The organism is Streptomyces sp. NPDC048436 (assembly GCF_043200355.1).
In the GTDB taxonomy this organism is placed as follows: domain Bacteria; phylum Actinomycetota; class Actinomycetes; order Streptomycetales; family Streptomycetaceae; genus Streptomyces.
Map to the genome: position 1 here is coordinate 612,401 of NZ_JBICXP010000003.1, position 12,927 is coordinate 625,327.

Sequence of the window (12,927 nt, forward strand, 5' to 3'; positions counted from 1 at the left end):
CCCGCACCCCCATCAAGAAGCCCGGAGGTTCCATGCCCCGCTCCACCCGCACGCTCAGACCGCGTACGGCGCTCCTCGCGCTGGCCGTCCTCGCCGTCCCCCTGGCCCCGGCGGCATCCGCCGCGCAACCCCCGGCCAAGGAGGAAGCCGTGTCCCGTCGGCTCCCCGTCGTCTCCCCGACCCCGCAGCACATGGCCCGCGCCGGCGACGACGTGCCGCTGGCCCGGCGCGCCGAACTCGTCGTCGGTGACGACACGGACGAGGCGGCCCGAAGCCGCGTCACCGAGACGCTGCGCGCCCACGGGGTGCGTGACATCGACGTACGCACGAAGGCGTCGGGCCGTGCGCCGCTGACCGTGCTGCTCGGCCCCGCGACCCGGCCCGACATCGCGAAGGCCCTGCGCGACGCGTTGGTCCCGGAACAGACCGAGGGGTACGCGCTGCGGGCCGAGCGCCGCACCGTCGCGCTCGGCGGCAAGGACGCGACCGGGCAGTTCTACGCGGCGCAGACGCTCGGCCGGCTCGTGTCCAAGGGGCGGATCGCGGGGGCCGAGGTCTCCGACTACCCCGCCATGCCGCTGCGCGGCAGCATCGAAGGGTTCTACGGTCCGCCGTGGACCGAGGCCGAACGCCTGGACCAGATGGACTTCCTGGGCGACACCAAGGCCAACACGTACGTGTACGCGCCCAAGGACGACCCCTATCACCGCGAGAAGTGGCGCGAGCCCTACCCCGCGGACAAGCTCACCGAGCTCGGCAAGCTGGTGGACCGCGCCACCGCCAACCACGTCCGCTTCACCTTCGCGGTCTCGCCGGGCGGCTCCATCTGCTACTCGGACCCGGCGGACGTCAAGGCGCTGACGGCGAAGCTCCAGGCGCTGTACGACCTCGGGGTGCGGTCCTTCTCGGTGCCGCTTGACGACATCAGCTACACCAAGTGGAACTGCGATGCGGACAAGACGAAGTTCGGCGAGCCGGGCCGTGGTTCCGCCGCGAAGGCGCAGGTGGGGCTCCTCAACACCATCCAGCGGGACTTCATCGCGAAGCGCGAGGGCGCCAATCCGCTGCAGATGGTGCCCACCGAGTACGGGGACCTCACGGACACCGCGTACAAGCAGACGATGCGGGCGGAGCTCGACGGCGCCGTGGAGGTGATGTGGACGGGCACGGACGTGGTCCCGCCGGAGATCACCAACTCCCAGGCGGAGAAGGCCGCCGAGCTCTTCGGGCGGAAGGTCTTCGTCTGGGACAACTATCCGGTGAACGACTTCGCTCGTACCGCCGGGCGCCTGCTGCTCGCGCCCTACGACAAGCGCGAGCCGGGCCTCTCCGGTCACCTGAGCGGCATCGTGTCCAACCCGATGAACCAGGAGGGGGCCAGCAAGCTCGCCGTCTTCACCATGAACGACTTCTCGTGGAACGACCGCGGGTACGAACGGGCGAGGTCGGGGCGGCAGGCCGCGCTGTATCTCGCCGGGGGCGATGAACGGGTCGCCGACGCGGTGCAGACGTTCGTGGACCTCAACCACGCGGCGCCCACCTTCGGAGAGTCGAACTGGCAGCCGCAGTCGCCCGTGCTCGGGCCGAAGCTTGACGCGTTCTGGAAGCGGTACGAGAGTGATCCCTCCGGGGCGGTACGAGGGCTGCGCCCCACGGCGCGGGAGATCGAACGGGTTCCGGCGGTGCTGCGGGCCGGGGTTCCCGATGAGCTCTTCCTGCATGACGCGAAGCAGTGGCTCGACGCGACGGAACTGTGGGGTTCCGCGATGCGGCACGGCCTTGCGGCGCTTTCCTTCGCCCAGGAGGGGGACGATGCGGGGGCTGCGCGGGAGCGGGCCTCGATGGAGTCCCTCGTGAAGCGGGCCCGTGCGATTTCCGTCGACCCGGCGGAGCATCATCAGGTGGGGCCGGTGAAGATTGCTGATCCTTACCTGGATGAGTTCTTCACGGGGGTGCTGGACCGGACCTAGGCCGCCCGCTTCGCGGCGGATCTTTCCCGCCCACCCACCCGATTGCCCCGTAGTGGTGAGCGAGTGGGTGGGTGGCTGGGGTGGTTCCGAAGCTTCCCAAGCTTCCTATTGCGGTAACTGAGGAGTCAGTCAGGATCGCAATATCGGCGTTAACTGCAGAAAGAGCCGCCCCTAGAATTGCGATCCGCTCAATCCCCAGGTAGCGTCACCGCCCATGCAGCAAGACCCCGAGGTCGCGGACAGGGTCCGCAAAGTCATCGCCGACGCCGGTGCGACCCAGCGTGAATTCGCCCGGCGCATCGTCATGGACCCCTCCAAGCTCTCCCGCTCCCTCGGCGGCACCCGCCGCTTCACCGCCGCCGAGCTCGCCCGCATCGCGGACACCGGCGGGGTCGACGCGGGCTGGCTCCTCGGGACCCATGCCCAGGCTCAGGCCGCGGCCCCTCAGATGCGGCGCGAACGCACCTCCGCCGCCCCGGAAGGCGGGCGCCCGCTCCAGATCGTCCGGGAAACCGTGCGGCTCGTCGCGGAGCGGGGCTTTCACGCCGTCCGTGTCACGGACATCGCCGAGGCCTGCGCCACCAGCACCGCCGCCATCCACTACCACTTCCCCGGCCGCGACGACCTCCTCGAAGCCGCCGTCCGCTGGTGCATGGACGAGGACACCGCGCGCCGCGCGGCCCGTATCGCGGACGCCGCCGACGCCGCCGACGAGCTGCGCCAGCTGATCGAACTGCAGATCCCGCGCACCCCGCAGCAGCGCTGGCAGTGGAGTGTCTGGCTCGACCTGTGGGCCGAGGCCGCCCGCTCCACCGCCGTCGGCCGGATGCACGCCGACTACTACCGGCAGTGGCGCTCGACCGTCGCCGACGTCATCCGGCGCGGCGTCGACCAGGGCGTGTTCCGCCCCGTCGACCCGCAGTCCGCCGCGCTGCGGCTCACCGCGCTGATCGACGGTCTCGCCACCCAGGTCCTCGCCACCACCCCGGGCGCCGACGGCACGACCACCGACGACATGCACGAGGCGCTGCTCGTGTACGTCGACGCGACGCTCGCCGCGCCGAGACCCGCGTAAGCATTCAGCGAAACAGTTGCCGCACCCCCAACACCCCACCCCCGAGGGAGAGTTCACCATGCCCGTGAACCAAGACGTCATCATCACCGCCGCCCTCACCGGCGCGGGCGACACCGTACGCAAGAGTCCCCACGTCCCCGTCACGCCCGAGCAGATAGCCACCTCCGCCGTGGAGGCCGCCGAGGCCGGCGCCGCCGTCGTACACATCCACGTACGCGACCCCGAGACCGGCGACCCCTCGCGTGACCCGCGCCTCTACCGCGAGGTCGTCGAGCGCATCAAGGAGACCGGCACCGACGTCGTCATCAACCTCACCGCGGGCATGGGCGGCGACCTCGTCATCGATCCGGTCGAGCCGCTGAAGGAGCTCGGCGAGCTGCCCGGCACCGACCTCGTCGGCGGCCTCGACCGGCTCCCGCACGTCGAGGACCTGCTCCCCGACATCTGCACCCTCGACTGCGGCTCCCTCAACTTCGGCGACAACCTCTACATCTCCACCCCCGACATGCTGCGCCAGGGCGCCAAGCGCATCCAAGAGCTCGGCGTGCGGCCCGAGTTGGAGATCTTCGACACCGGCCAGCTCTGGTTCGCCAAGCAGCTCCTGGCTGAGGGGCTGCTCGACAACCCCACCGTCTTCCAGCTCTGCATGGGCATCCCGTGGGGCGCCCCCGCCGACCCGGGCGTCCTCCAGGCCATGGTCAACATGCTCCCCGAAGGCGCCCAGTGGGCCAGCTTCGCGCTCGGCCGCATGCAGATGCCGTGGGTCGCCCAGTCCATCCTGCTCGGCGGACAGGTCCGCGTCGGCCTGGAGGACAACCTCTACCTCGGCAAGGGCAACAAGGTCAGCAACGCCCAACTCGTCGAGCGCGCCGTGCAGATCACCGAGAACCTCGGCTCGCGCGTCGCCACCCCGGACGAGGCCCGCCAGAAGCTGGGCCTCAAGCCCCGTTCCTGATCTCCCCCCCCCCAAAACGAGACTCTCTCTCCCCCCACGATGAGTAGGACCCGTATGAACGACATAGCCACGCCTCCCGCCCCCTGCGCCCCCGAAGACGTACGCCGCATAGCCTGCGTAGGCGCCGGAGTCATCGGCGGCGGCTGGGTCGCCCACTACCTCGCCCGCGGCTACGACGTCACCGCCTGGGACCCCGCCCCCGACGCAGAGCAGAAGCTGCGCCGCCTGGTCGACGCCGCATGGCCCGCGCTCATCCAGCTCGGCCTCGCCGAAGGAGCGTCCCCGGAGCGCCTGCGCGTCACGCCGACCCTCGAAGAGGCCGTCGCCGACGCCCAGTTCGTGCAGGAGAGCGCCCCCGAGAAGCTGGAGCTCAAGCGCGATCTGCTGGCCCAGCTCGACGCCGCCGCGCCCGCCGGAGTCGTCATCGCGTCCTCCACCTCCGGCTACCCGATGACCGACATGCAGACCACGGCAGCCGACCCGGGCCGCCTCGTCGTCGGGCACCCCTTCAACCCGCCCTACCTCATCCCGCTCGTCGAGGTCGTCGGCGGCGACAAGACCGCGCCGCACGCGGTCACTTGGGCCTCCCGCTTCTACGAGGTCGCGGGCAAGTCCGTGATCACGATGGCGAGCGAGGTGCCCGGCTTCATCGCCAACCGCCTCCAGGAGGCCCTCTGGCGCGAGGCCCTGCACATGGTCGCCAACGGCGAGGCCACGGTGAAGGAGATCGACGACTCGATCACCGAAGGACCCGGCCTGCGCTGGGCGTTCATGGGCCCCATGCTCACCTTCGCGCTCGCCGGCGGCGAGGGCGGCATGGCCCACATGCTCGACCACTTCGGCCCGTCCCTGAAGTCACCGTGGACGCGCCTCGAAGCACCCGAGCTCGACAAGGAGTTGTACGACGCCGTGGTCGCCGGTTGCGACGACGCAGCGGACGGCCGGACCATCGCCGACCTGGTCGCCGAGCGCGACCAGGGAGTCATCGACGTACTGCGGGCGACGGGACGCCTGCCGCAGCAGCGTGCACAGGAGGAGACCAAGTGAGCGAGATCGTGCCCGTCGAGCCCCTGCCTCTCCTGCACCGGACCGTACGGCCCGAGTGGATCGACTACAACGGCCATATGAGCGAGGCGTTCTACGTCCTCGTCTTCGGCTACGCCACCGACGCCATGATGATCGAGACCGGCCTGCACGCGGGATACCGCGAGGCCACCGGCTGCTCGCTCTACACGGTCGAGGCGCACATCCGCTATCTCGACGACGTAGCGGAGGGCGCGCACCTCGCCGTCCGCACCCGCATCCTGGGCGCGGACGCCAAGAAGGCCCGCTTCACCCACGAGCTGTACGTGGTCGAGGAGGCCGACGCGGCTGTCGCTCCGGAAGCGACCCCCGTGGCGACGACGGAACTCCTCGCCATCCACGTCGACCAGAACGCGGGCAGGTCGGCCCCCTTCCCGGACGCGATCCGCGAACACCTGACGGCCCTCGCAGAAACGCCCCCGGAGTGGGCGGGCCGAGCCATCGGCCCCGTACCCCGCGAGCCGTAGCCATAGCCGTACGGCAGCGTCAGCTGTCGCAGCCGACGCCGTCCCCGTCACGGTCGAGGTGAGGCCCGTAGCCGGGTTCGCCACGGTGAATGGGCGCGGCTCCGGCGGCACGGGCTTCCGTGCAGTTCCCGTAGGAGACGCTGCCGCCCCCTCCGGTGCTGGAGCCGCCGTCACCCGAGCCGGGGTCGGCCGCTTCCGGCTGGGCGGTGACGGTGGCCTTCACCGTCTTGGTGGCCTTGACGGTCTTGGTGACGGTGGGAGCGGGCTTCGGCTTGGCCGTCTCGGTCGCGGTCGCCGTCGCTGTCGCCGTGACGGTGGACGTCGGGCCCGCCTCCTTCGCGGCGGCCTTCGTGGCGCTGCCGCCGTCGTCACCGAGACCGGCACCGAGGCCGATGCAGAAGGTGAGGAAGAGGGCGGGGAGCACGAAGCGCTTGCGTGCCCACTTCGGTGCGGGTCTCGGTGCCGACGGCGGTGCGGGATATGGATTGGTCATGGTGCCCCCCTGGTGCGGTAAAGAGGCATGACGCTAGTCCCGCGATGTGCGGATGTGAAGATAATCTGTGCGAGCAGTGGTGAATTCGTGACCAACGAGGGCGGCTAGCGCTCCAGTTCCTTGTGTGCTGTCTCCGGAAGCCTGAGATACACGGCCGATGAGGCGAGGCAGAGCACAGCCACGTACCAAGGGAAGAGGCCCGGTTCGCCGAGTTCCTTGAACAGGGTGCCCATGTACGGGGCCGTGCCGCCGAACAGCGCGACGGTGAGCGAGTACGGGAAGCCGATGCCCGCGGCCCGGACGCGTGCCGGGAAGACCTCCGCGTTCACGGCCGCCGAGATCGAGGTGAAGCCCGTGAGCAGCACCATGCCCGCGCACTGCACCATCAGCAGCGAACCGAACGAGCCGTCCAGGGACCGCAGCAGCGGCACGCTCAGGGCGGCGAAGCCTATGCCGAAGAAGAGCAGGAGCGGCCTGCGGCCGAAGCGGTCGGAGAGCAGGCCGCCGACCGGCTGGAGCAGCGCGAAGAACGCGAGCGAGAGGGTGCCGGACAGCAGCGCCTGGCTCTTGCTGATGTCGGTGTTGAGCTCGGCGTACGTCGGAAGGTACGACGTCCACGTGTAGTACGCGATCGTGCCGCCCGCCGTGATGCCGCAGATCAGCAGGGACTGGCGCGGATGCTTGCGCAGGGCGTCGAACAGGCCGGGGCGTTCGGACGCGTCATCGGGTGCCTCATGTGTCTCGTACGCACCTTGCCTGATCCAGAAGCCGACCAGGCTGAGCACGGCGCCGATGACGAACGGCAGCCGCCAGCCCCAGCCGTCCATCTGCCCCTCGGAGAGGACGCTGACCAGCAGGGCCGCCACGCCTGACGCGGCGAGCTGGCCCGCGCTCGTGGACACGTACTGGAAACTGGAGAAGAGACCGCGCCGCCCGGGCCCCGCGGACTCGACGAGGAACGTCGTCGACGCCGCGAACTCGCCGCCCACGGACAGACCTTGGAGCAGCCGCGCAAGGACGAGGGCGACCGGAGCGAGCACCCCCACGGACGCGTAGGTGGGGGTCAGGCCGACGAGCAGACTGCTGCCGCCCATCAGCAGGATCGTGACGGTCAGCGCCGCGCGCCGCCCGCGCCGGTCGGCGACCGCGCCCATGAGCAGGCCGCCGACGGGGCGCATGAAGAAGCCGACGGCGAAGACGGCGAACGTGGAGAGCAGGGGCACGAGGGAGTTGCCCGAGCCCTTGGGGAAAACCTGGTCGGCGATGTACGTCGCGAGGAACGTGTACGCATACCAGTCGTACCACTCCACGGCGTTGCCCACCGATGCGGCGAGCAGCTGCCGCACCGGGCGGCGGGGCTGAGCGGGGAGTGTGTCGGTGACGGCCTCTGGCCGGTGTTGCTCTGTCATGATCGCGACCATCCCCCGCCCGGCCCCGTCGCACACGTCCGTGGTGTTCAGGATGTGTGCAGGTCAGGTCAGGTCTCGCTCAGGCCGGGGCAGCCGGGCGGGTCAGCCGGTCGTCGGCTTGTACGCGTAGACCGATGTCGTCACGAGACACGGCGACGGCGGGACGACCTCGGCGCGCAGGGTGCGGCGCTCCGCGTCGTAGTCGACGCCCTCCGTCTCGAATGTGCCGGAGCAGATGCTCCGCTGCGGTGCGGCGAACAGGCTCGTGACCTTGCCGGTGACGGGCTTCCCGTCGAGCGCGCGCTCCAACTCCACCTGGAGGATGGGCCGGTCCTCGGGCCACAGTTCCTTCGATGCGTCGTTGGAAGCGCAGACGAGCCGGGTGGCGGAGACGAAGTCGCAGCCCTGGATGTCGCGCACCGGCTTGTCGAGCGAGATCTGTCCGGCCTGGGGGAGCGCGCCGCCGGTGGGCGGGGTCGTGGAGTTGAGGAGCGGGGCGGGGAAGACCTGGAGGCGGTTCTGGTCGCCCCATTCGCCGGACACCAGCCACTGGTTGTCGGGCGAGACGGAGGCGAAGGAGTTGTTGAGCTTCTCGCCCGTGTCGAGCTGGTGCTCGTAGAGGTAGCGCTTCCCGCCGGGGGTGGTCACGGCGAACATCTTCGACTTCGCGTCGTCGCCGCCCTGGTACGCGTCGACGGTGTGCCCGGCGGCTATGTCCGGGTCGCCGACGTGGGTCCAGCCCTTGATGCGCAGGTCGAGCGGTACCGAGCCGAGGCCTCGGTAGAGGAGGCTGCCGTCGGCGCGGCTCGCCAGGCCCTGGCTGCCGGTGAGGGAGTTGACGGAGGATGAGCCGGATTCCTGCCAGCCGCCGGGGGATCTCGGGGACTCGGCGGAGGCGGGACCGGCTGTCGCCGCGGCCAGGGTGAGGGCGCCGAGCAGGGCGACGGTTGCCTTCGCGGACGTCTTGAGGGGTGTCATCGGTGCGCTACCTCCGTGGGGGGTCGATCGCTGCCGGGCAATCGTACGTAACGTGACCTCTGTCGACGGGTGAGTTCTGACAGGTCGACAGATGTACGCGCGCCGGTTGCGACAGAAGGTGGTTGAGACGTGAAGCTGGTCATTCTCGGTGGCGGCGGATTCCGCGTCCCGCTCGTGTACGGGGCGCTGCTCGGCGACCATGCCGAAGGCCGCGTCACCGAGGTCGTGCTGCACGACCTGGACGCGGGGCGGCTCGGCGCGGTCGCCCGCGTACTGGCCGAGCAGGCAGCCGGGGTGCAGGACGCGCCGACTGTGACGGCCACGACCGATCTCGACGAGGCGTTGCGCGGCGCGGACTTCGTGTTCTCCGCGATCCGGGTGGGCGGCCTGGAGGGACGTGCGGCCGACGAGCGGGTCGCCCTCGCGGAGGGTGTCCTGGGCCAGGAGACCGTGGGCGCGGGCGGCATCGCGTACGGCCTGCGGACGGTGCCCGTGGCCGTCGACATCGCACGCCGGGTGCGGGAGCTCGCCCCGGACGCGTGGGTCATCAACTTCACCAATCCCGCGGGCCTGGTCACCGAAGCCATGTCCCGGCACATCGGCGACCGGGTCATCGGCATCTGCGACTCGCCGGTGGGCCTTGGCCGCCGGGTGGCGCGGATGCTGGGCGGCGATCCGGACGAGGCGTACATCGACTATGTGGGGCTCAACCACCTGGGCTGGCTGCGGGGCCTGCGGATCGGGGGCCGCGACGAACTGCCGCGGCTGATGGCCGACAGCGAGATGCTGGGTTCCTTCGAGGAGGGAAGGCTGTTCGGGCCCGAGTGGCTGCAGTCGCTGGGGTCGATCCCGAACGAGTACTTGCACTACTACTACTTCAACCGCGAGGCGGTACGCGCGTACCAGGAGGCCGAGCAGACGCGGGGCGCGTTCCTGCGCGACCAACAGGCGCGCTTCTACGACGAGTTGAAGGGGAACGGGGCTTCCACCTCAGCGCTGAGGGCCTGGGACGAGACGCGCGCCGAGCGTGAGGCCACGTACATGTCGGAGAACCGGGAGGCTGCCGGGGTCGGGGAGCGGGCTGCCGAGGACCTCGAATCCGGCGGCTACGAAAAGGTCGCCCTGGCCCTGATGCGGGCCATCGCACGCGACGAGCGGACGACGCTGATCCTCAACGTCCGCAATCGCACGACCCTTTCGGCACTGGACGCGGAGGCGGTGATCGAGGTGCCGTGCTCGGTCGACGCCAACGGCGCGCATCCCCTGGCCACCGATCCGCTCCCCGGGCACGCGACGGGACTCGTATGCGCGGTGAAGGCGGTGGAGCGAGAAGTCCTCTCCGCCGCGGAGAGCGGTTCAAGAGCCACCGCCGTGAAGGCATTCGCCCTGCACCCACTGGTGGACTCGGTAGCGGTGGCCCGAAGGCTCCTGGACGGCTACAGGGAGGCGCATCCGGGGTTGGGGTATCTGGACCGGGCATAGCGCGGCACGGACAACGGGGCTGAGATGATCACGGGATGAGTCCCGTCATTTCCATCGGATCCGCCGCCGCCCGACCCTGCACGCTGGTCGTGTGCAGGGGCTGCTGCTGCGGCAACGCGCGCAAGCATCCCGGCATCGACCACGCCTGGCAGCTTGCGCGGCTGCGGGGCGCGGCCGCGGAGTCGGCGGGGAGGTTCGCGGTGCGGACCAGTGAGTGTCTGGGGCCCTGCGGCCAGGCGAACATCATCGTCGTACAGCCCTCCCGCGAGGGCCGCCGCCGAGGAGGCCGGGCCGTCTGGGTCGGATTCGCCATGGACGACGAATCGATCGACGAGATACTCGACTGGGCCGCGGCGGGCGGCCCCGGAATCGCCGCACCATCGGCCGCGCTGACACTTCAGGTGGTGGACCCCCGTAAGACCTGAGACTCAGCCCTCAAGCACCTTGTCGACAAAGCCATGCAGGTTGCCCAGGGTGCGCGCGTTCTGCTCCTCCACGGTGAGGCTCTCCTCGAAGCGGCGGGCCAGCGCCGTGATCTTCTTCCCCCGTACATACAGGGAGCAGGCCAGGTCCGCGCAGATGTAGATGCCGACCGAGTTGCCCTCACGGCCCGCCGCACCGGAGCGGGGCGCCACGAGCAACGTGATGCCCGACCCGGCCTGCGGGGTCACGCAGACCGAGCAGATGCTGGACTTGAGCAGACTCTTGCGTACGCCTGTCGAGGCACGCAGCGCGAGACCCACGTACGCACCGTCCCGCTCCGTCACGATGTAGCCGCGGTCCGGCGCCTTGGGGTCACGCCACCCAAGAAAGTCCAGGTCGGCCCAGGGGGTGTCCGGAAAGCCCACAGGGAGAGTGAGCCTACGGGCCTCGCCCTTGGAGCAGTTGACGAAGGACGCGCGGATCTCTTTCTCGCCGATCGGTTCCATGATCCGGAATTTACCAACGAGAAAGCGAATCCGTCCTCCCCTTTTCGCCCGCCCCGCCCCGCCGCCCGCGGTCGTAGCCCGCGCCTGCACTTACCCGCAGTCGGCAGCGCTCGCGAGGGGACGTGTCGGTATGTCTGCCCGGAGCACGGTGAGCCGGACTCCGGCGCCGAAGCACCAGAGCGTTCGGACCGTGATAGCGAGGACGGACATACCGGCGCGGCCCCGCCCCACAGACGGAGCAGGACCGCACCCCGCAGCCGCGTCCCGCGTCAGGCCGCCCCGCCCGGCACTCGCGCCGACACAAACCGAGTAGTACGCCGCAGCCGAAACCCGAGGGTCTCGTACAACCGGATCGCCCCCGTGTTCCGCGCAGACGTATGCAGAAACGGAGTCTCCCCGCGCGAGCGAATCCCGAAGGCCACCGCAAGGACGAGCCGCGAGGCGAGACCCTCCCCCCGGTACGCGGGATCCGTGCAGACCGCGCTGATCTCCGTCCACCCCGGCGGACGCAACCGCTCACCGGCCATGGCCACAAGAGCACCCCCACGACGTATGCCGAGGTAAGTGCCCAGCTCAACCGTCCGCGGAAGGAAGGGACCAGGCTGCGTGCGCGCGACCAGGTCCAGCATCTCCGGCACATCCTCCGCCCCGAGCCGCACCGCCTCCGGATCAGGCGCGGCGTCCACCCCGTCATCCACCAACTGGACGCCCTCCATGTCGAAGGTCACCTCCCACCCGGCAGGCAGAGCCACCCGCACCCCGGGCAACGGCACCTCCGCGCCGGCCCCCGCCAGCGCCGCGAGATCGGCCCAGTCGCCGGGTTCCGGGGCTTCGGGCAGACCGAGCCACGGCGAAACGTCCAGCTGATACCGCACCACGCGCCCGCGCCGCTCGGCGAACCGGGCATGGGGCCCGTTCAACGCGGCGTAGGCGGGATTGTCCAGAGGATGCACCAGGGAGGATCCACCGCCAAGAGACCCCCCGCCTCCAGCCACCCCGTTCAAGGCCTCAAGGCCAGTCCCGCTCATGCCCCCACCTCAATCACAACCTTGCCCCGCGCATGCCCGCCCTCCACAGCCCGCAGCGCCTCCCCGGCCCGCTCCAGCGGATACACCGCCGTCACCTCAGGCCGCAGCACCCCGTCCACGGCAAGCCGCGCCACCGCGTCCAGAACCTCGCTGGTCCGGGCCCGCGCGACCGCCGCCCCGCCCAGCTCGCCGACCGTCTCCTTGGCCGCGGCCGTGATCAGCTTCCCCCGGCGGTCGGAGAGGAGGGACGCCACCGCCGACAGATCCTCGCCCCCGACCAGATCGAAGACCGCGTCCACCCGCCCGCCGGGCGCAGCCGCCCGCACCCGGTCCACGAGATCGGGCCCAGACGGCACATGTACCACCCCCAGGGACTCGACGAACTCCTTCTTGCCCGCGCTGGCCGTACCCACGACGAAAACACCAAGATGCCGAGCGAGCCGCGCCGCGGCCACGCCCACACCACCCCCCACCCCGGTGATCAACAGCGTCGCCCCGGCAGGCAGATCCAGCTGGCGCACCCCGTCGTACGCGGTGGCCGCCGCGACCGGCAGCGCCGCCGCCTCCGCGAAGGTCAGGTCCACCGGCTTGTGCGCGGTGAGCGAGGCGGGCAGGAGGGTGTACTCGGCATAGCCGCCGGTGTCCGGGTTGCCGAACACCGCATCGCCGACGGCGAAACCGCCGACCCCCGCGCCGACCCCCTCGACCACCCCGGAGACCTCGCTCCCCAGCACCTCGGGGAACACGACGGGCGGCGCCCCCGGCCTCCGCTTGCCCGCCCGCAGCTTCCAGTCCACGGGGTTCACCCCGGCCGCGCGCACCGCGACCAGGAGCTGTCCCGGGCCCGGCTCCGGCCGGCCTTGGTCGACGAAGGCTTCCACTTCGGGGCCGCCGTACCGGGTGAATACGTACGCCTTGGGCATGTGCTCCCTCGCTTCGAGCTCTGAACCGACGTGGCGGTCACGGGTGTCACCTTGGACGACCGCCATGATCCCCCGGCTATTCCCCGGGCGGCCGGGCGTTCACGAGGTCGCAATGAGAGCCACAGTCACCCACCC

13 protein-coding genes are annotated in these 12,927 nt (G+C 70.5%); 7 read left to right on the plus strand and 6 right to left on the minus strand.

Annotated features, from left to right (window positions below; translation table 11 throughout):
- The first annotated feature begins 32 nt into the window (after positions 1–32).
- The 5 genes from ACGFX9_RS13710 to ACGFX9_RS13730 all read left to right on the plus strand — a co-directional run bounded on the left by ACGFX9_RS13710 (position 33) and on the right by ACGFX9_RS13730 (position 5,550).
- Complete coding sequence (locus tag ACGFX9_RS13710) at positions 33–1,970, plus strand: beta-N-acetylglucosaminidase domain-containing protein (protein WP_393469794.1); 1,938 nt, start codon at positions 33–35, stop codon at positions 1,968–1,970.
- A gap of 214 nt (positions 1,971–2,184) precedes the next feature.
- A complete protein-coding gene (locus ACGFX9_RS13715; RefSeq protein ID WP_393469797.1) occupies positions 2,185–3,045 on the plus strand; it encodes a TetR/AcrR family transcriptional regulator in 861 nt (286 codons plus the stop codon).
- 58 nt (positions 3,046–3,103) lie between these two features.
- A complete protein-coding gene (locus ACGFX9_RS13720) occupies positions 3,104–4,000 on the plus strand; it encodes a 3-keto-5-aminohexanoate cleavage protein (RefSeq protein ID WP_393469800.1) in 897 nt (298 codons plus the stop codon).
- Positions 4,001–4,054: 54 nt separating this feature from the next.
- Positions 4,055–5,047, plus strand: a complete 993-nt coding sequence (locus ACGFX9_RS13725; RefSeq protein WP_393469803.1) for a 3-hydroxyacyl-CoA dehydrogenase NAD-binding domain-containing protein — start codon at positions 4,055–4,057, stop codon at positions 5,045–5,047.
- The gene (locus ACGFX9_RS13730) at positions 5,044–5,550 is read left to right on the plus strand and encodes a thioesterase family protein (protein WP_393469806.1); all 507 of its coding nucleotides are present in this window, start codon (positions 5,044–5,046) and stop codon (positions 5,548–5,550) included. The genes ACGFX9_RS13725 and ACGFX9_RS13730 overlap by 4 nt, the downstream gene beginning before the upstream one ends.
- A 19-nt stretch (positions 5,551–5,569) precedes the next feature.
- On the opposite strand, the gene ACGFX9_RS13735 is transcribed toward ACGFX9_RS13730, so the two are convergent.
- The 3 genes from ACGFX9_RS13735 to ACGFX9_RS13745 all read right to left on the minus strand — a co-directional run bounded on the left by ACGFX9_RS13735 (position 5,570) and on the right by ACGFX9_RS13745 (position 8,430).
- Complete coding sequence (locus ACGFX9_RS13735; protein ID WP_393469809.1) at positions 5,570–6,043, minus strand: excalibur calcium-binding domain-containing protein; 474 nt, start codon at positions 6,041–6,043, stop codon at positions 5,570–5,572.
- 104 nt (positions 6,044–6,147) lie between these two features.
- A complete protein-coding gene (locus ACGFX9_RS13740) occupies positions 6,148–7,452 on the minus strand; it encodes an MFS transporter (RefSeq protein WP_393469813.1) in 1,305 nt (434 codons plus the stop codon).
- Positions 7,453–7,554: 102 nt separating this feature from the next.
- Entirely contained in the window at positions 7,555–8,430 is an 876-nt protein-coding gene (locus ACGFX9_RS13745; RefSeq protein WP_393469816.1) for a hypothetical protein, read from the minus strand.
- A gap of 129 nt (positions 8,431–8,559) precedes the next feature.
- On the opposite strand from ACGFX9_RS13745, the gene ACGFX9_RS13750 reads away from it, so the two are divergent.
- Complete coding sequence (locus ACGFX9_RS13750; RefSeq protein ID WP_393469820.1) at positions 8,560–9,912, plus strand: 6-phospho-beta-glucosidase; 1,353 nt, start codon at positions 8,560–8,562, stop codon at positions 9,910–9,912.
- Between the two features lie 35 nt (positions 9,913–9,947).
- The gene (locus ACGFX9_RS13755; RefSeq protein ID WP_393469823.1) at positions 9,948–10,337 is read left to right on the plus strand and encodes a (2Fe-2S) ferredoxin domain-containing protein; all 390 of its coding nucleotides are present in this window, start codon (positions 9,948–9,950) and stop codon (positions 10,335–10,337) included.
- Between the two features lie 3 nt (positions 10,338–10,340).
- Here the strand turns inward: ACGFX9_RS13755 and ACGFX9_RS13760 are convergent, their stop codons facing one another.
- From ACGFX9_RS13760 to ACGFX9_RS13770, 3 genes are all read right to left on the minus strand, one after another.
- The gene (locus tag ACGFX9_RS13760; RefSeq protein ID WP_393469826.1) at positions 10,341–10,841 is read right to left on the minus strand and encodes an FBP domain-containing protein; all 501 of its coding nucleotides are present in this window, start codon (positions 10,839–10,841) and stop codon (positions 10,341–10,343) included.
- Positions 10,842–11,110: 269 nt separating this feature from the next.
- Complete coding sequence (locus tag ACGFX9_RS13765; protein ID WP_393469829.1) at positions 11,111–11,869, minus strand: GNAT family N-acetyltransferase; 759 nt, start codon at positions 11,867–11,869, stop codon at positions 11,111–11,113.
- Entirely contained in the window at positions 11,866–12,792 is a 927-nt protein-coding gene (locus ACGFX9_RS13770) for an NADP-dependent oxidoreductase (protein WP_393470494.1), read from the minus strand. Before ACGFX9_RS13770 ends, ACGFX9_RS13765 begins: the two co-directional genes overlap by 4 nt.
- Between the last annotated feature and the right edge of the window lie 135 nt (positions 12,793–12,927).

Excerpts from the sequence above, each read along its gene's own strand:
- ACGFX9_RS13710 (WP_393469794.1), top strand. The coding sequence starts at position 33 with ATGCCCCGCTCCACCCGCACGCTCAGACCGCGTACGGCGCTCCTCGCG.
- ACGFX9_RS13715 (WP_393469797.1), top strand. The coding sequence starts at position 2,185 with ATGCAGCAAGACCCCGAGGTCGCGGACAGGGTCCGCAAAGTCATCGCC.
- ACGFX9_RS13720 (WP_393469800.1), top strand. The coding sequence starts at position 3,104 with ATGCCCGTGAACCAAGACGTCATCATCACCGCCGCCCTCACCGGCGCG.
- ACGFX9_RS13725 (WP_393469803.1), top strand. The coding sequence starts at position 4,055 with ATGAACGACATAGCCACGCCTCCCGCCCCCTGCGCCCCCGAAGACGTA.
- ACGFX9_RS13735 (WP_393469809.1), bottom strand. The coding sequence starts at position 6,043 with ATGACCAATCCATATCCCGCACCGCCGTCGGCACCGAGACCCGCACCG.
- ACGFX9_RS13740 (WP_393469813.1), bottom strand. The coding sequence starts at position 7,452 with ATGACAGAGCAACACCGGCCAGAGGCCGTCACCGACACACTCCCCGCT.
- ACGFX9_RS13745 (WP_393469816.1), bottom strand. The coding sequence starts at position 8,430 with ATGACACCCCTCAAGACGTCCGCGAAGGCAACCGTCGCCCTGCTCGGC.
- ACGFX9_RS13755 (WP_393469823.1), top strand. The coding sequence starts at position 9,948 with ATGAGTCCCGTCATTTCCATCGGATCCGCCGCCGCCCGACCCTGCACG.
- ACGFX9_RS13760 (WP_393469826.1), bottom strand. The coding sequence starts at position 10,841 with ATGGAACCGATCGGCGAGAAAGAGATCCGCGCGTCCTTCGTCAACTGC.
- ACGFX9_RS13765 (WP_393469829.1), bottom strand. The coding sequence starts at position 11,869 with ATGAGCGGGACTGGCCTTGAGGCCTTGAACGGGGTGGCTGGAGGCGGG.
- ACGFX9_RS13770 (WP_393470494.1), bottom strand. The coding sequence starts at position 12,792 with ATGCCCAAGGCGTACGTATTCACCCGGTACGGCGGCCCCGAAGTGGAA.